The sequence below is a fragment of the Pedobacter superstes genome, from assembly GCF_037622515.1.
Classification (GTDB): domain Bacteria; phylum Bacteroidota; class Bacteroidia; order Sphingobacteriales; family Sphingobacteriaceae; genus Paradesertivirga; species Paradesertivirga superstes.
The window spans coordinates 48818-67969 of sequence record NZ_JBBJCN010000011.1; the positions used below are offsets into that span (position 1 = coordinate 48818).

The 19152-nt window shown below is 39.8% G+C and carries 12 protein-coding genes; all 12 read right to left on the minus strand.

Translation table 11 applies throughout. The features are described from left to right. Positions 1 to 4: 4 nt before the first annotated feature. On the minus strand, positions 5 to 7033 hold the full coding sequence (sov, locus tag WG906_RS18740; protein ID WP_339994422.1) for a T9SS outer membrane translocon Sov/SprA: 7029 nt from the start codon (positions 7031 to 7033) through the stop codon (positions 5 to 7). Positions 7034 to 7054: 21 nt separating this feature from the next. Beyond that, positions 7055 to 7639: a Holliday junction branch migration protein RuvA gene (gene ruvA, locus WG906_RS18745; protein ID WP_339994423.1), complete on the minus strand. Its 585-nt coding sequence runs from the start codon at positions 7637 to 7639 to the stop codon at positions 7055 to 7057. Further along, entirely contained in the window at positions 7639 to 9960 is a 2322-nt protein-coding gene (locus WG906_RS18750) for an NADP-dependent malic enzyme (protein ID WP_339994424.1), read from the minus strand. Before WG906_RS18750 ends, ruvA begins: the two co-directional genes overlap by 1 nt. 96 nt (positions 9961 to 10056) lie before the next feature. Continuing rightward, positions 10057 to 11229, minus strand: coding sequence for a lytic transglycosylase domain-containing protein (locus tag WG906_RS18755; protein WP_339994425.1), 1173 nt, complete (start codon positions 11227 to 11229; stop codon positions 10057 to 10059). A 48-nt stretch (positions 11230 to 11277) separates the two neighbouring features. After that, the gene (gatA, locus tag WG906_RS18760) at positions 11278 to 12717 is read right to left on the minus strand and encodes an Asp-tRNA(Asn)/Glu-tRNA(Gln) amidotransferase subunit GatA (RefSeq protein WP_339994426.1); all 1440 of its coding nucleotides are present in this window, start codon (positions 12715 to 12717) and stop codon (positions 11278 to 11280) included. A 218-nt stretch (positions 12718 to 12935) separates the two neighbouring features. Continuing rightward, positions 12936 to 13130 (minus strand): twin-arginine translocase TatA/TatE family subunit, encoded by a 195-nt coding sequence (gene tatA / locus WG906_RS18765; RefSeq protein WP_339994427.1) that lies wholly within the window; start codon positions 13128 to 13130, stop codon positions 12936 to 12938. A gap of 2 nt (positions 13131 to 13132) precedes the next feature. Continuing rightward, a complete protein-coding gene (gene tatA / locus WG906_RS18770; protein ID WP_339994428.1) occupies positions 13133 to 13375 on the minus strand; it encodes a twin-arginine translocase TatA/TatE family subunit in 243 nt (80 codons plus the stop codon). An 84-nt stretch (positions 13376 to 13459) separates the two neighbouring features. Next, positions 13460 to 14704 carry a murein hydrolase activator EnvC family protein gene (locus WG906_RS18775; RefSeq protein WP_339994429.1) on the minus strand — a complete coding sequence of 415 codons (1245 nt, stop codon included), beginning with the start codon at positions 14702 to 14704 and terminating at the stop codon, positions 13460 to 13462. A 17-nt stretch (positions 14705 to 14721) separates the two neighbouring features. Then, the gene (lolB1, locus tag WG906_RS18780; RefSeq protein WP_339994430.1) at positions 14722 to 15516 is read right to left on the minus strand and encodes a lipoprotein insertase outer membrane protein LolB1; all 795 of its coding nucleotides are present in this window, start codon (positions 15514 to 15516) and stop codon (positions 14722 to 14724) included. Further along, on the minus strand, positions 15494 to 17212 hold the full coding sequence (locus tag WG906_RS18785) for a tetratricopeptide repeat protein (protein ID WP_339994431.1): 1719 nt from the start codon (positions 17210 to 17212) through the stop codon (positions 15494 to 15496). The genes lolB1 and WG906_RS18785 overlap by 23 nt, the downstream gene beginning before the upstream one ends. A gap of 3 nt (positions 17213 to 17215) precedes the next feature. After that, entirely contained in the window at positions 17216 to 17647 is a 432-nt protein-coding gene (dut, locus tag WG906_RS18790) for a dUTP diphosphatase (RefSeq protein WP_339994432.1), read from the minus strand. Continuing rightward, a complete protein-coding gene (locus WG906_RS18795; RefSeq protein ID WP_339994433.1) occupies positions 17625 to 19139 on the minus strand; it encodes a lipopolysaccharide biosynthesis protein in 1515 nt (504 codons plus the stop codon). Before WG906_RS18795 ends, dut begins: the two co-directional genes overlap by 23 nt. Between the last annotated feature and the right edge of the window lie 13 nt (positions 19140 to 19152).

Consider the following 19152-nt stretch of genomic DNA (forward strand, 5'->3'; position numbering starts at 1 on the left):
ACGGCTATTGCAAAGTAAACCTTAAACTCATGCCAAAATTACTAAAGGATGTATTAAAGGTTTGCGAGGTATAGGGTTTCGTGACATTTCCATCGTAAAATATTCTCAGGTTAAAACGCTGATTTAACACGTAATCTATTGAAGGACGAACGGTAATATTTTTTGCTCCTGACGATATTTCAGGGTCTTCAACATCTGCCCTGTAAATTACAGTCTTGCGATCGTTTAAGGCGAAATCCATTTTAAAATTCATATCATTATTAAGTTTCCTGCCACTGAATAATCCGAGTGGAAAACGGAATTTGGTGGTACGGAAGCCCAGACCGAACGTAATCCCATTATCTCGCTGCTGTGCAAGCTGACTGTTAGCAAGACTAAGACTTAAGAGCCTGGATTTCCTGTATTCAAAATTCGCGGTCAGGTTGTTTTTTAGTCTGAAATCTACTCCAAGCAAAGGAAGAAATTGTTCTGCAAGCGTTATTTGTGAAAACTGGTATGCAGGCAGGAAATTGTTGTTTACATCTTTAAGGTTTGAAAATCCATTCAATTCCTGATATCTGGCAAGCGAATTGAAACTATTGATATTATAGCTGGATCTGTAAGTATGGTTTACATCAAATGAAGCAAAAAGATTATTAAAGAAGTCGTATTTGGTTAGCCCATTATAGGTAAGGCGCCAGTTAGGTATAGGGATTTTCGGAAATCCGCTTAGGCGGACTTTGTCAGGATTTTTGCCGCTATATGCAGCCATGAAAGCTGCGATGACAACATCCTGTGAGTTTTTGCCATAGCCATCTGCATAGGCTCCGTTCAGGCCTGTAGAATTAGGATTCAAAGCGCCCAGTTTTCTTGAAATAACCTCCCGGTTCGCTTCAAACTGTCTGAACAATCTCGATCCGCTGTTTTTATCATCTTTGGCAAAAGCTGTCCGAAATAATATGTGAGAAATACTGAAATCGCCTGTAGTAATCGGACTTTGATTTTCGAAACTGTTGTTTGTCGGACTAAAGCGGAAATTAGTTGAATAATTAAAGCTTTGACTTTTCGATGCGGTTAATTCAATTCGTAAATCTGCTATCGGCTCGATTGTTCCTCTGATATTCAGATCCTCTTTTTGAGTGGTTATATACAACTGATTCATTAAACTGTCACGGGTTATCCAGCCATTTGTAATTGCTCTTCCTCTTATATCCTGCTGGCCTCCAAAAATAAAATCCCAGCCTGGCGCATTGGCATCTAAATCGTAACCTAAAACTTTGGTGTTGGGCAGATAGCCCGGTAAAAATGTTCCCTCGGTTTTGGTATAGGCTCCGGTTACATTCTTGAGACTGGTTAAAATACCCACCAAATATCTGCCTGCGTTTTTATTGTTGGGGTCATTGGCTTTACGTACAAAACCAAATTTGTTGTATAATGAAATAAAGTTCAATGATGGGTTAAGTTGAATGGTCCGGGCATTCTGTATGGTATTACCAAGATCAATTTTGGGGTTTCTTAGTGTTGATAATGGTTCGGTCCTCCAGTTAAAATTCGTTCCATAGCGTGCAACCAGATTGGTCCAGCTTAGTCCCGGTATTTTATTAATAGGAACTGTATAATTAAGATTAAGGGTATGATTATAATCTGTGTTTCTGCCAAGCTTTTTAAGATTGTTCCATACAGTATCACGTTTTAAGCCGTCTATCCTGCCTTCAGGCTCGTCAATTACAGAATAATTGGTTGCATTGAAATCTAATTTTAATGATTTTGAGAGATCCCAGCTTATGCCGTAAAGTCTCGACATTTGGAAGTTTTTATTAAAATTAGTAGTAACGGGAATAAAGTTATTCGGATCGTTATTTCGTAATGTATTTTCCGAATATAATCTGTCCACATCTATCCGGAAATTTAACATTGAGGGTAGCAGGGAAAAATTAAAATCCCTAAGCAGAGTTAACATGTTTGATTTAATAATTTTCTCGAAGGGAGCATAGCTTTTTGGCTGCCCTGCAAAATTATATGCTAACCCGCCCCGATATGTTTTTTGCAATGCCACTTCAGTAATGAAATCTCGATGATTATATTCTGTGTAAGCATAATTGGCACTCAGGTTTTCGATGTCCCAAAGCCTCGATTTACTATTCGGATCGGTTTTGATTTTTCTGACGTTGGTGAAATTAATACTCCGGCGCTTAGTAAAATCATTTACAACACTATTTATTTCTCTTTTTTCATTCCTGGATAATCCCTCAAGAGCAGTGTTTAATTCAATATCCTGGGATCTTGGATCAAACTGTGGTGTGCTTAGCTGTCTTGAGAAGTTAAAGAACATCGGAACTTTAATTCCGGTGCGGGAAGGAAAAAATTTACCAAGCTCCAAACTTGTTGATAAGTCGAAGAACATGTCCTCGTTCCTGTTACGTTCGCTTACTTTTTTATCGATTGAGCCAAAACCCACGGTACTTGAACTGCCGGAAATAGTAACATCGCCAAAGTCTGCAAGTTTTGTATTCATTCTGGCAGTAGCTGCCCAGCCACCGCGTTCGTCGAAGTCTGTCAAACGTAATTCATTAAACCAAACCTGCGCATTTTTGTCCAGACCATCGTCAACACCCGGACTCGAGGAGCTCCTTAATGGATTTAGAACTCCTACCATGTAAATTCTGACTTTACTCAAATCGGGTTGTCCAACAATAGTGATGGTGTTTTTCCCATCTCTGAATATAAAAGGAATATTTGTGCCAGGATGAATCCCTCGTTCAATTGCGGTGTTTCTTGCAGCTTTTGCTGCCTGGAATAATTTCAGCTCAATATCCAGTTTATTAACCTCAGGCCAGATGGCGTTAGCATCTCTGGAACCAGGTACTGTCACTTTTAAAGGAATTTGGTATTCATAATAATTATCCTGGTTGTCAGTTCCTATACGCAGGAATGCGCTTACATCATTGTCATTTAACTGCTCACCTTCCGCATGGACAAACATTTCGATTCTTCTGTAAGAACGGAAATCGTTATAAGTGGTGCGAAAGGAAGCTCTTCCATAGCCATCACGCAATGTTTTTACATTCAGAGCAAGCGACTGTTCATTCTGCCTTGTGTCGCCTCTAAAGTTGCTGAAGTCGCGCTCACGCTCTATCCCTGGCGGAACAACATAGGGGATAGGAGTGCGTCGGCCATTTTCTTCGATATTAACCGTGCTTACATCAAGCGTTGAATTATCTAATCCCGGATTTGTGCCTAAAGCCGGATCGGCTATTACTTTTGTAGGTGTGTTTTCAGAATTATACCTGCGCCATTCTCCGCGTACTAATTGCAGTTTTGCCATTCTCAAAATGGTTGTATCCGCGAAATCTGTCATAAACATTCTGGCGAAACGTATGGATTTAAAATCCTGAATATTGCCAACTTTTTGCTGGTATTGGGCAATAGGAATTTTAAACTGGTACCAGGATACCTGCTGACTTAAACCGTTCGGTAGTTTTACTGTGGACGTTACCTTATCTGTGATATAGTTTTGGCCGACAAGCATATCTTGAGGGCGAATGGAAACTTTATACTGGAAATATTCATCGGCTAAAGATGAGTTATTGTCGCGGTTGATATCTTCACCATCGGGCAAAGAAGTAGAAGCAGAGTTATCTATGCCTAATTCAGATTGCGATTGTGCATTGGTTTTAGAGTTGCCTTCGGTTCCGTTATAACGTTCGTATCTTTTTAAGATTCCTGCATTAATATTATCCAGATCGCTACCGCGATAATATTGAAAATCATCCGAAGAAGGATCACTTTGTAACTGCGCAGCAGCCTGGGGATTTAACTGGTTTAGAAAAGGTGAAAAAAACTGACGCTCATCTGTGCTGCTCAATCCATCCAAGCCCACATCCTGAAATTCTCTGGCCGATGGATCGTTATCGAAAGCCTGAATAACCGGCTGTAATTTTGGAATTCTTCCCCATGTGGTCTGATCCGTTTTAGCTGCATCGCCATCACCAGGCAGGCCGTTTTCCAAAGATTTTCTTCCGTCTTTTAAAATGTCTTCAGAAATACTTCCAAGGTTAAAATACAAGTCTCCTCCTAATGATCCGGGTTTATAGATAAAGGGGTCCATAACCCACATTTCAATAAACTCAATGTTAAGAGCTTCGAAATCGGTACTCTCCAGTCTCCGGAAAATCCCTCCCCAGCGGTTTCTGGGATTATTCAAGGTTCCATTCGGGTTGATTCCTGAGGTAGTGTAGTTATACGGACCGCGGAGCATCGGATAATAAGCGAGGTCGAAGGTTGGAAGTGTTAAAGGTTGTCCGGTTGTCGATTGTTTAAATGGAAAAACTTCCTGTTCAATAACCTCTCTTACAAAATGATTCGATTGCTCATTCTTGTTGTTTTTGATATTGTCTGGTGTGAGCGAGTTATTACGGTTAAAAAATATGGGGTCAATATTATAAAATGCTAATCGGGCCCTGTTAAAACCATAAGCTGTGCTTAGATCCTGTGATTCGGGGAATAATTGCGGCGTGCCTGCAATTTGCCAGCCTGTGGGGCTTTTGATATCAATAATGGATCGGCTGCCTTCGAAATCATCCAGGTAACTGGCGCCATTATTACTTCCTGCAAAATTTAAAGCATTTGGATGTCCGGGAATAAGTTTCGCAAACTCTCCGGTAAAAGTCACTGATGATGCTTCCTTAGTACTAAGGAATGGGAGTTTATCAATAAGCTTGGTTAACCACCTGGAATCAGAACTGTAATTAGCATCCATACCCCAAATGGTATTGGAAATAGCTTCTTCTCCAATGTTTATTTTAGGGGTCAGCGGTCTTTCGGTAAGGTTCATAATAGTACCCCCAAGATTTAGTTTATTGCTTACGCGATAATCGAACCGTGATCCAAATAATGAGCGTTGCTGTAAGCCAAACAGCTCATTGTTTTCCATTTTGATTTTTATTTGCTGGCCAGAGCTTAAGAGAGCCTGGTTAAGGATCCTTACTCTTCCGCTATTATAGTCTACCGTAAAATCAGCGCCTTCAACTAATGGAAGCGTTCCGGCAGTAACCTGCACAGATCCGGGCGGGACATTTATGGCGTTTAATTGAAATTCTGAGCTTACTTCTGATTGATAAGTACCTTTGAACACATACCTGTTTAACCTCGGAAATAGTTGCTGGGCAATTACCCTGGTTGAATCGTATAAAGGTTGGTAGACATATTTTTCTATAAGGTTTTGTTCTGTGACAGGGTTAAATCGTTTTGCCAGATCAGAACCAAAAGGTTCAACGAGAGGAAAGGTTATACGGCCGTTAAGCGGATCAATTGTTACCCCTTCAACGAAGTCAAAAAAACCATCGGCGCGGGCATCTCCAACCTGATTGAGACTATCCAGACGGGTTACCTGGATCCACAGTTTAGCTCTGGTATTTTCTCCTTCGGTAATCACGGGCCGTTCAACGCCTGTCTCTTCATCAAGTCTGAAAATATTCAGATTAAACGCATTTCTGCTGATCTGGTATGCTCCTAATGAATAAATGTTTTTCATCATGAGATCCCAGGTAGGAAGATTGGTCTTCAGGATTTCATTTTTAAGCAGCTTTACAAACAAAAGTTGCGGATTGTTCGGGTCAACAGGAACATCTGTAGAAAATTCTCCAACCTGATATTCCACGCCATTTACGTTATAACGAAAAGCTACAGCCAATACTTCGTCGGCATTTAATGACGAGTTTAGTGAAATATATCCCAGACGGGCATTTAGCTTATACTCTCTTTCTTCAGTAAGCTTTCTGGCATAGGTAAGTTTAGAGTAATTATCAGTGCCACCAGTTCCCTGAAAATAGGAATTTATAGTGTTAGAATTTGTTAAACGGGCGTCCGCCGGAATGTTTTGTAACAGGTTATTAGACTGTTGAGGAAAGCCCGGGCCCTGAAAACCTGCGGGAAGACGTGAGCCTCCGCCCTGAAATAAAGTTGTATTATAAGGGTTGTTTTCACCCAGATCCATAAAAGCCAGAACATCCCTTGAATCTGTCGTGCTGTTACTGCGGTTGGTTACCCAAACTTCAACTTTTGTAATGGTGGCATTAGAGGTTATAATGGGAATGTTTTGTAAGGATTTATTGTAATTGTTCCTGAAATATTGGGAAAGAAAATAGTGTTTATTTGACTCGTAATTATCAGCAGTAATTCTGAATTCATTTTGTTGAGAACCATTGCTGATGTTTATTTCGCGCGGTTGTGATTTTTGCTGCGAGAAAATACTGGTCACATTCAGCCTGCCAAACTGAAGCTGAGTTTTTAAGCCAAACAGGGCCTGGCTACCGGTTATCAGGCTGGAATTTAAAGGTAAACTAACATTGCCCGCTTCGATTTTTTGTATGATTTCATCAGGTTTTCCAGTATAATCAAGCTTCATTTGATTTTCAAAATCAAATTGCGCTTCGGTATTGTAGTTTGTGGTAATCCGGAGTTTTTCTCCTATCTGACCAACAACATTCATTTGAATTCTCTGGTCAAAATCGAAGTTTCCCTGTTTCCTCTGCCGTTCGTTGAAAAGAGGATTTTCATTTTTATTGAGTCTGCCAGCAAGGGTTAATTCAGCGCTCCCCTGTGGCCTGATGTCAATAACAGAGCCTCCGAATATTCGTTCGAAGGACTTATTATTTACCGATACAGAAGGAATAAAACCGGGTTTATGCGATTCACTTATTGGAGCATCCGACAGCTGCCGCCAGTAATCCTTTTTTACCTGGTTGTTTTCATATTTCTGGTATTCAGCTATACTTAAATATTGGGGAGCACGGTAAGGTCTGTCGCCGATTTTTTCCTGGATGATATACCGCCTGGTTACGGGGTCAAAGTCAACGCTGCGCTTTATATTAGAAGGATTTGGGAGATACAAACCCGGTCTGGGCTTAAGATCTAAAATCCTTGAATCTTTAAAGGGGTATTTGACTTTCAGACTATCAGCAGGATTGCTGTTTTGAGCAAATACTCCTCCCGACACAATAATTAGAAAAAAACAGTATGTCCTGATAAAGGAAAAGGCAGATAATCTTTTCAACGCCTGTTAATTTATATGTAATTATAAGGTTTTCAAGGCAATCTTTATCAACTGTTCAACTGATAAACTTTCAGATGACATTTTTATTGCCTGGTCTATATTCTTTTCTGCCGCATTTTTTGCAAAGCCTAACATCACAAGTGCTGACAGGGCTTCATCTTTTGCAGTATAATATTGTGGTGCAGAAGTTAGGGTTTCCAGTCCTTCTTTTTTAAGCTTATCCTGAAGCTCCAGAATCAGGCGCTGCGCAGACTTCGGACCAATTCCTTTAATGCGCTGCATTTGCGATACATCACCTTTTACAATAGCGGTCTGAATTTCATCGGGTGTAACAGATGATAAAATCATTCTGCCTGTTCCTGGACCAATGCCTGAAACCGAAATCAAATGCAGAAACAGGCGCCTTTCGCCTTCTTCTGCAAAGCCATACAAAGTATGAGCATCTTCCTTCACATGTAACCAGGTAAAGAGCTTGCATTTTTCCAGATTAGCAAGTTTTGAATAAGTACTAAGTGAGATGTTAATATGATATCCAATGCCGTTTGCATCTAATACCACATATGTGGCACACTTAAAAACTAATTTTCCATCGATGTATGCGTACATTATATTTTTTTTCTCCGGCTAAAAATACCTTTACGTTTTTTTGAATTCTTGAACTCCTGTTTCGACTGTGCGTCAACCACTGCTATAGTAACCATATTCACTATTTCGCGTACCGAGCTTCCCATTTGTAATACATGAACGGGTTTGTTTAAGCCCAGCAAAATAGGCCCTACAGCTTCAGCTTCTCCAAGTTCCTGTAATAGTTTATAGGCGATGTTTCCTGATTCTAAATTGGGAAAAACCAGGGTATTGGCAGGGGCATCTGCCAGCCTGCTAAATGGGAAATTATCTTTTAGCAGTGAATTGTTGATTGCAAAATTCGCCTGCATTTCTCCATCCACTATGATATCCGGATAGTTTTCATGCAGAATCCGTACCGCTTCCCGTGTTTTGTCAGGGATAATGTCTTCATTTGACCCGAAGTTGGAGTAGGAGAGAACTGCTATTCTGGGGGTAATATTAAATTTCCTTACCGACTTATCCAATAAAATTGTCAGATCCACCAGTTCTTCAACAGATGGGTCTTTATTGATGGTGGTATCTCCAAAAAAGACCGGGCCCTTTTTAGTGAGCATCATATACATTCCTGCCACCCGGTTAACACCTTCCTCAGTTCCTATTACCTGAAGTGCGGGCCTTACTGTAGCGCCGTAGTCTTTTGTAAGCCCGGAAATTAAGGCGTCCGCCTCTCCGAATTCTACCATACAAGCGCCATAATAATTTCTGTCACGAAGCATTTTTCTTGCCTCATAAAGGTTTACCCCTTTACGCTGACGCTTTTCATATAGAAACTGTGCATACATCTCCAGTTTTGAATTTTCTTCGGCAGGGTTAATAATTTCTACGCCGTCTAATTCAAGACCTGTTTCTTTTAGAATCGCTTTGATTTGTGCTTTATTGCCTAATAATATAGGCCTTGCAATGCCCTCATCCTTTACAATTTGAGCTGCTTTTAAGATTTTATAGTGGTCCGCTTCAGCGAAAACTATGCATTTTGGATCCGATTTCGCTTTACTGCTTAGGCCGCGTAAAAGTGCGTCCTCTGTTCCAAGCCGTCTATTTAATTCGTCTGCGTAGGCATCCCAGTTAGAAATGGTTTTCCTGGCCACACCTGATTCGATCGCAGCTTTTGCAACCGCCAGGGAGACAGAGGTGATTAGCCTAGGATCCATCGGTTTAGGAATTATATAATCCTTACCAAAGCTTATATTTTTTTTATTATTGTAAGCAAGGTTGACCGATTCCGGTACGGTTTTTTTAGCCAGCTCCGCTATAGCCTTAACAGCTGCTATTTTCATTTCCTCATTAATCCCTGTAGCTCGTACATCCATAGCGCCACGGAAAATGTAAGGAAAGCCTAAAACGTTGTTGACCTGGTTTGGATAATCGGAACGTCCCGTTGCCATTATTACATCTTTACGGGTAGAAACAGCAAGCTCGTAGGCAATTTCAGGATTTGGATTTGCCATAGCGAAAACTATAGGATTTCTTGCCATAGTTTTAAGCATTTCCGCACTTAATACATCGGAGGTCGACAGTCCGATAAAGACATCCGAATCTCTCATTGCTTCAGCAAGCGTATGGATATCTCTGGTAGTAGCAAATTCCGCCTTTATCGGATCAAGGTGTTTGCGGTCTGAACGGATTACTCCGGAGCGATCAACCATCACCATATTTTCTTTTAAAGCCCCCAGACTAACGTACAGTCTGGAGCAAGAAATAGCAGCAGCACCGGCGCCATTAATTACTATTTTAACTTTATCCAGTTTTTTCTTCTGAATCTCGCAGGCATTAAGAAGTGCGGCAGCAGAAATTATTGCAGTGCCATGCTGATCGTCATGCATCACCGGGATATTCATTTCGGCTTTTAAGCGGCGTTCAATCTCAAAACACTCAGGAGCCTTAATATCCTCCAGGTTAATACCACCAAAAGTGGGTTCGAGTGCTTTTACTATTTTTACAAATTCATCAACATCCTTGGTATTAAGTTCAAGATCAAAAACATCGATATCTGCGAAGATTTTGAATAGAAGACCTTTACCCTCCATAACCGGCTTACCCGCCTCCGGGCCAATGTCGCCAAGACCAAGGACTGCTGTGCCATTGCTGATTACGGCCACAAGGTTGCCCTTTGCTGTGTACTTATACACATCATCAACATTATCGGCTATTCGCAAACACGGTTCTGCAACACCCGGAGAGTAAGCTAATGTAAGATCTCGCTGTGAGTTAGTAGGTTTGGTCGGAACTACTTCTATTTTTCCGGGCCGGCCTTGCGAATGGTAGTCAAGGGCATCCTGCTTACGATTTATTTTACTCATTAAATACTCCGCTTGGTGAGGTAGGTAAAATTACAATTCTATTTTGGGGAGGCAACGATATAGGAAAAATAATAAAATTGATCTGCTAACTTATAATCAGCCTTGAATTATCTTTAAAATCATGCCCGGTTTTACGGAGGAATGTTTTAGTTTGTTTATAATCTTGATTTCTTCTTCAGTGCCATTAAATTTTTCTGCAATAGAGCTTAAGGTATCACCTTCCTGCACCCGGTAAGAAAAAGATACGTCTCTGTGCACATAGTTGGTGGGTTTTGAAGTTTTATCTGCTTCCGGAATTAAATAGGATAGCATCAGGTCTCCTTCTATAGCAGGTCCGGGCTTCAGCATTTCTTCCCGTAAGGCAGTATATATATAAGGTTTGATTTCAGGAATGATCAGTTTTTTAGGATTCTTAACCGTTCCGCTGAGTGTCAGATTTTTGTAGGAGGGATTCAAAAGCGCAAGCATATCTATGTCCACGTTTGTTGCTTTAGAGATACTCCAGAGGGATACTTTTCTATTTACCGTTAAGGTATTTGTAAAAATATTCAGATTAGTTTCCAGGGGGTAAATACCATGTCTTTTATAATTATTCATGATATAAACGGTGGCGATAAAAGAAGGAACATAGTTTTGAGTTTCCACCGGAAGATATTTACGTATAGTCCAATAATCAAGTTCCCCACCACCGGCATCTTCTCTGGCCCATCTTATCCTGTTATGACCGCAATTGTATGAAGCAATAGCTAACAACCAATCGTTATAAATTTTATAGGATTTTAAAAGATAATCAGCAGCAGCAGCAGATGCTAAAACCGGGTCTTTACGCTCATCTATAGTATCGTTGATGGCCAGCCCATATATTTTTCCAACGGGTTCAATAAATTGCCAAAGACCGGTTGCTCCAACCCATGATTGGGCATTCGGATTTAATGAAGATTCTACGACGGACAAGTATTTAAGCTCATCAGGCAGCCCCTTTTCTTTAAATACCCGCTCATAAATTGGAAAATAATATTTAGAAAGGCCAAGAACCCGCGAAAAACGTGATTTTTGAGAGGCAAAAGCCTCTATGTATTTTTGAACCGATTCGTTATAGGTAAGAGGTACTGTTTTTTGTAAATTTTCTAGAGTCAGGCGGTAGGCAGGGTCGACAAAAGCCGATCGATTAAGTGTAATTTTTTTTTCAGATGCTTTGGTTCCCAGCGAATATACCAATAATCCCACTCCGCTGAACAAAACCAAAGTGTAGGTTAATGCTCTTTTCATCAATTTTTACTAGTTTGGCACCAATGCCGTTAACGCAGGTACCTTTTACTAAACTACCTCTTTTTTTGTTACGTTCAAAACGTATTTTGAAAAGGATAACAAATCCGCTTCCCCAAAGCGCTTTCCAATAAATTGTATTCCTAATGGCAAGTTTTCTTTGTTTTTTCCAACAGGTATTGAGATAGCCGGAATGCCGGCCAGGGAAGCCTGAACAGTAAAAATATCTGCCAGGTACATCACTACCGGATCGTCAGTTTTTTCACCAATCCCGAATGCCGGACCAGGTGTGGTGGGAAGCAAAATGAAATCGTGATTTTCTAAAATTTCGTCCGTTTTCTCGCGTATCAGCCGTCTCACTTTTTGCGCTTTGCCATAAAACGCATCGTAATGGCCGGCACTTAAAACAAAGGTACCTAAAAGAATACGGCGTTTAACTTCCGCGCCAAATCCTTCGGAACGGGATTTTTTATAGGTGCTTTCTAAGTCAACAGCATTCGGACTTCTATATCCATAGTGAACTCCATCATACCGTGCAAGGTTCGACGAAGATTCGGCCATTGTGAGGATATAATAGGTTGGAACAACATAGTCAAGATATGGAAAGGAGATAGGTTCAACCTCGTGTCCTTCGTCTAAGAGACGCTTAATTGTAGCTTCTGTTATAGCTTTAATCTCCGGATCAAGTCCTTCACTATGTAAAGTTTCCGGTAAGTAGGCGATGCGTTTTTTTCCGGGAGAATTTAATAGTTGCGAATAAGCAGGAACCGGGAGAGTTGAACAGGTGCTGTCGTATTCATCATGTCCGGCTATTACTTCAAGTAACAGGGCTGCATCTTCTACTGAATTGGTAATGGGCCCTACCTGGTCAAAAGATGAGGCATAAGCAATGATTCCATGTCTTGATACTCTTCCGTAAGTTGGTTTAAGGCCAACTACTCCGCAAAAAGCAGCAGGTTGCCTGACCGAGCCACCGGTATCTGTACCAAGTGACGCCATACATAAGCCTGCCTGAACCGCTACTGCAGAACCACCCGAGGAACCGCCGGGCACCTTGGTATTATCGGCATCATTTTTTACCGGACCGAAATATGAGTTTTCATTAGATCCACCCATCGCGAATTCATCGCAGTTCTGACGGCCTATAATTATGGCGTCTTCAGCAAGAATGCGTTCAACAACGGTTGACGAAAAAATGGAATTATAGTTTTTTAAGATCTTAGAACCGGCAGAAATATTATGGTCTTTGTAGCAAATTAAATCTTTGATGCCCAGAACCATTCCCCCAAGTTTTCCGGCTGTTCCATTAATGATTTTTTTCTGAATATCGGCAGCCCGAGTTCTGGCCTCATCGGCATAAACTTCTACAAAAGCATTCAGATGCTTTTTTTCCTCTATTCGTTGTAAATAACCTTCAACAAGTTCGATTAATTGAATTTTACCTTCTTTTATCTCTGATTGGACAGAACTTAGAGATGAGTACTGATACATGCCGTGAAATTACGCATTTCTATGAAACGAAACCAATATTGCTTCAAACATTGAAATTTTTAAAATGAAACCCTCATGAGCCTGCCCGAAAAACAGGCCGGCCGATCACCAACAGCAATGACTATGCTCATGCAAGCTTTATAGCTACCTAAAAAATATATTCAAATGAAAAACCTCATTCATGTTAAGAATGAGGTTAGAATGTCTGTGTATGGGGATTAAATATCGCGACGGTCAGCGTCTTTAGTAGCTGTGGGCTCGCCATCTTTACCTTCTTTAAACTCTTTTACTCCGCGGCCTAATCCGCGCATCAATTCCGGGATTTTTTTACCGCCGAATAATAAAAGAAGCGCAACAACAATTAGAATAATTTCTGGTGCACCCAGGCCTATTAAAAAAATACTACTTACCATGTTTATAATTTTGACTGTGTCTGATCTGTTTGTGTTTCTGTACTTGACGTGCTGCTGTTTATATCGGCATTCATGTCATCATGTACGGAATTTATATTGCGATGGATCTCTCTTTTTACCCCATCCGAAGCATCTTTAAATTCGCGAATGCCTTTTCCCAGCCCGCGCGCAAGTTCCGGAAGTTTTTTGCCGCCGAAAAGCAATAGGATTGCCAGCATTATCAGCATTATCTCGGGGGTTCCCATATTGAGGAATAAAATAATCGAGCTCAACATTATCAATCAATTAAGGTTACAAATATAATTATAATATACGTTGTAATTTGTATTTTAGTTTGCAAGCCAGGTTTCAGGGTTCGTAGGATTTGTTCCTTTCCAAATTTCCAGATGGAGCTGTGTCGTTTCGTCAACAGGATCTGTTATAACGGATCCTATATTTTGTTTAACTGAAACTTTCTCGCCCTGAGATACACTGGTGTTTTTTAAATTGGAATAAACTGTAAAGTATTCTCCATGTCTTATTAAAACAGCATAACCGCTCCCAGTCGAAAAGACCCGAGTAACTTCTCCAGAAAAAATAGTTCTTACTGAAGCTCCTACTGCGGTTTTAATATCTACTCCATTATTGTCCACTGTTACATTTCCGTATTTTTGAACACCATATCTTGAAACAATTTGGCCAGTTGCAACAGGCCATGGAAGTCTGCCCCGATTACTTAAAAAGTCAGAAGATAATTTAGCCGCTTCGGGGGTTGATGCCAAAACACTGGAACCGGATGCAACGGGTTTTGCGGCAGTTCCTGATTTTGCCGCCTCAGCTCTTGCTGCCGCTTCAGCCCTCCTCTTGGCTTCAGCAATTTCCCTGTTAATAGCTGCGTTAATAGATCGGTTTAACTGTGCTACTTCTTTCTGCTTTTTGGAAACTTCCTGTTTTAATTGTTTCTCCTGTTTGGTTAGCTTGCTTAGCTGGGTAGCCTGGTTGTTCTTTTCTTTACCGAGGGTAACCTTTTCACTTTGTTGATTATGAAGTAAGTTGTTTTTCTGCCGCTTATTCTGATCCAGTTCAACAATTTTCATCCCAAGTTCTTTCTGGGTTTCCTGAATGTACTTCGCCTGTTTTTTTCTGTAATCGCCAAACTGCTGCAGGTATTTTAATCGTTTATATGCCTGATTAAAGTTATCCGAAGCGAAAATAAACATCAGTTTTCCGTACGCGCTTTGATTTCTAAAGGCAAAAAGAATCATACCCGCATACTCTTTCTTGAGCTTATCGAGCTGGGCCTGAAGGGAACGGACAGTATTTGAGCTTTCTGATATCTGATTGTTCAGGAGTTTTACTTCCGAATTAATGGTATTTATCTTTTCTTCTCTCAGCCGAATCTGTGTGTTTAACACATTGATTTGTTTTAACGAGAGTCTTTTATTGCTGGTGATTTTCGATTGTGATCTTTTTAATGCTTCTATCTCGCGCGTCAGAGCATCTTTTCTACGTTTTAATTCCGCGCTGCTCTGCCCAAAAGAAGCACCTGCAACACAAAAAAATATCAGAAAAATTAAAAGTTTTTTTAAACTCATGGTGCAAATCTATCTAATTAATCTTTTACAGTAAATCTTTTCGGCACACTAAATGGAAATTCGACCGGTTCGTTTAATCCCACATGATTGTAATGCAGATCAATACTGATGCTTTTGTTTGAAGCGTTAGATTTTATAGATATTGCATGAGGAAACTCCTGACCGCTTACAGTACGCGGTTCGCTATAATTCACTGCCAGAGTTTGCGAGGCAACTTTATCGTTTAAATTACTTTGGAGAAGGGCATAGTTGTCGCTGAAAATGAGCAGATATGCCAGGCCCGATAAATCTCCTTTAAGGTGAGTCTGTCCTCCGTTTATATTTAGGGTGGAAGATGAGGTTAAAGAACCTTCCATCGCATTTCCAATAAACAAATCCTGTAAGGTTTTGAAATCCACCTGCTTACTAGCGAACTGATAAACGTAACTAAAAGGTTTTCTGATATAGGTGCTCTCAATTCTGTTTATAATTTTTATGCTGTCAGGGGTTATTAAGGCACGGGCCACTTCTATTCCGGCAATAGCTGTCACAGAAACCCAGATAGCTTTATCTTTTTGCATTCTGATATTCATGCTAACATCATTACTGTTTTTATTTATAGTAAGATCTGCTTTGGCTTTAATAAGTAAGGTAGTGAAGTCGATTTGCTTATCAGATATTTTCTTTAGTACCTCAGATTTAGAAAAAGTGGCATTGGTTTCCGTTGTTTGTGGACCTTTTGTTACCGGTACAGCCTGTTTCCTTGTTTTGCATCCAAAGGCCAAAAAAATTACCAGGATTAAAATTCCTTTATTCAGAATATTTTTTTTCATAAATCTTTTTTTCAAGTATCTCGGATTTGTCGCCTTTTGCTTTAGCGGATTTCCATTGCTCAAGAGCAAGTTCTTTCTCCCCGAGATGAAATAATATATCGCCGTAATGTTCTAATTGTGTGGGATTATCTTTACTGTTTTTAAGCGCTTTTTCAATCCAGATCCGGGCCTCCGTGTACTTTTTCTGCTTGAATAAAACCCATGCATAAGTATCTTCAAATGAAGCATTTCCTGTTTCCAGCTCCGTTGAGCGTTTTGACATGGAGGCCGCTTTGTCGAGGTTCTCAGATCTGAGAGACAAATAATAAGCGTAATTATTCAGCACATAAGCATTCGCCGGATTCAGTTCCAGAGCCTTTTCATAAGACTGATCTGATTCCTTAAACTTTTTTAATTTGTAGTAAGAATCTCCGAGTCCCGAGAAAATTTGTGACAAAAAGGTTTTATTGTCGGTTTCCAGACTGGCTGCATTTTTAAGGTAACTTACCGCTTTCTCATGTTTATTGCTTTGTGCATATGCTATAGCAGTAAAAAAATATAAAGGCGCCTGGTTAGGGAAGAAAGTTAAAGCTTCTTCGCCATCTGTGATCACTCCAGCATAATCCCGCTGATTGGTTTGAATGTTTAAGAGCTGTTCCCAGATCAGGTAAACCTGATTGTTCAACTCTAAAGCTTTTTTATAGGCAATCTTTGCTTTGTCAAGTTGTTTATCCTGAAAAAGTACGTCGCCATAAACAGAGAATGATTTTGGGTCTGAAGGATGCGCCTGGGTAGTAATAGATCCAAGTTCAGCAACTTCCGACCTTACTTTCTCGTCCTTAAACTCAGGGAAGAAAGAAACAATGATCTGCACCTTTGCATCGATATTTAAAGTCGGGTCGGCAAAAGCTTTTTTAAGCTCCGCAAAAGCTTCGCTGTTTTTACCCTGGGATTTGTACGCATCTGCAAGTGCAAGACTAATATACGGATCGCCCGAATTAATGTTTTTTGCCTTAATTAACGTTTGAATAGTCTTCTGAATATCTCCAGATTTCAGATAAACTTCACTAAGATTCAGGTAGTTGTGAATGTCGGACGGGTTTTTTGCGATCAGGCTTTCAAGTTCTGTAGCTGCCTTGCCAGAATTTCCCTGTTTCTGATAAACTCTCTGGCGGGCATTAACTAAGTTATCTGATAGTCCAAAACGGGATTCTATTTCAGTATAAATCTTTTCAGCTTCGTCATTTTTATTTGTAATAAACAAGGCATTTGCTTTATCATAGTAGAAATCCTCCTCGGATGGATCGATCCTTATTAATTCGGTAAAAACGGGGATTAGCTGATCAAGATTTCTTCCTTTTTTGTAAATATCAGCCAATAGCATCCATGACCATTTATTATCAGAATTAACTGTTACGGCATTTCTGGCATACTTTTCAGCTTCTTTTTCCTGGTTTTGCAAGTGATAAAAGGTCGCCAGTTCATATAACGCTGCCTCATTGGAAGGATCAATCTCAATTATTTCTCTGAAGTATTTTCCGGATTCGGCAGAGTTCTGTTTGGTTTTTTCGCGTAATCCATCGTAAAATAAATCTTTTATTTTAAGGCTGTCGGCGGAGCTTATTACACGTCCTACTACAAATACAGGAGCATTCTTCTTTTGGGCGAAACAAACGCCGCTTATTAAAACGAAAAGAAAAAACAGTCCTCTTTGCATAATTTATACACCTGTATGCCCGTATCCTCCGGATCCTCTGATAGTTTCATTTAAAGTGTCGGCATCTTCCCATGCAATTTGTTCATGTTTAGAAATGATCATCTGGGCAATGCGGTCACCGTCTTTTATTACAAACTCTGTATCTGAAAGATTGATTAGTAATATTTTTATTTCACCGCGATAATCTGCATCAATAGTACCCGGTGAATTTAAAACAGTAATACCATGCTTTAACGCTAAACCACTCCTTGGTCGTATCTGTGCTTCATATCCTTTTTCAAGTTCAATATACAGACCAGTAGGAATGACGATTCTTTGTAAAGGTTTAATTTTTACTTCTTCAGAAATAAAAGCGCGAAGATCCATACCTGCCGATAACTCTGTTTCGTAAGCAGGCAATTGGTTTGATGATTTATTTATTACTCGAATTCTCATTAAATATAGCTGTTAACTCTTTTCTTTCAATTAAATACGCCCCGATAATAAAAATAAACAATAAGCCGTTCCCGATTATTAAATTTCTATCAAACACATGAAAGGAGAGGATTACAAGGATAACAGATATTGAAAGATAGCCCAAATTCTTTTTTAAATTATAGGGGATCGGATAATTTTTTTGACCTAAAATGTACGACAAAACCATCATGCTTGTATAGGCGCTAAGTGAAATCCACGCTGAAGCAATATAGCCGTATTGCGGTATAAACAGAATATTCATCACAATAGTTACAATTGCTCCAACCCCGGAGATATATAGGCCATATCTGGTTTGATCTGATAATTTGTACCAGATGGAAAGGTTCATGTAAATGCCTAAACTTACATATCCGAAAAGTAAAATGGGCACTACTTTTAAACCTGACCAGTAAAGCTCTTTTTGCTCCGGATCGTCTGATCCAATAAAGTATTTCAAGATCTCGATATTAGCCACTACTGCAACAAAAATTAGCGAAACCGCAATTACAAAGTAGTTCATAATTGATGCGTAGGTTTGAGCAGAGTTCTTATTTTTTTGATGGCTGAAAAAGAACGGCTCCGCACCCAAACGGAATGCATTTATAAAAATACTTAGGAAGAGTGCTAATTTACAACAGGCTCCATAAATACCAACCTGTTCATCTCCAACTCCGGGAGGTAAAAGTTTTTCCAAAAATATCTTATCCAGGTTTTCATTAATGAGGAACGACATGTTAGCTATAAAAACCGGAATACTATAAACAAGCATTTCGCGGATAAAACTCCAATCGGCCTTTAATTGTAATTTTAAAAACTCCGGAAGCAGCAGAATTAATGTAACTACGCTCGCAATTAAATTTGATATAAAAACATATCCAATCCAACCTTCTCTATACCAGGAAAAGTAAGTTGCCATAGCAGATCCGCTTTCAATTAATTTAGGGATTACCAGTATAAAAAGTAAATTAAAACTTACAAAAATTAGAATATTGGTTAATTTGATAATTCCATACCGAAGTGGTTTTCCATCAGCCCTTACACGTGCAAATGGAATAACAGATAAGCCGTCAACTACAAGAATGAAAATAAAATACCGGATATATGATGCGTAGTCCTCAACCTTTGTAGTAGCATCATCTTGCATCCATTCGGCGATAGAGTGAGCAAATAAAAGTGCTACAGATAAAAAAACAATAGAAACCGAGGCTATTACAATAAAGGCATTATTATAAACTTTTTGCTTGTCATTCTCATTTTTATTTAAGTACCTGAAGAATGTGGTTTCCATACCCAGCGCCAAAACCGCATTGAACAGAGAGGCCCAGGTAAACATGACGGTAAATACACCATAAATTTTAGCCGGATAAGCAGATACATAAATCGGAGTTAGAAGGAACCCGAGGATTCTTGAAAATACCGTACTTACACCATAGATTGCAGTTTGGCCTGCGAATTTTTTTAGAGTCGACAAATCAGGGGCTAAT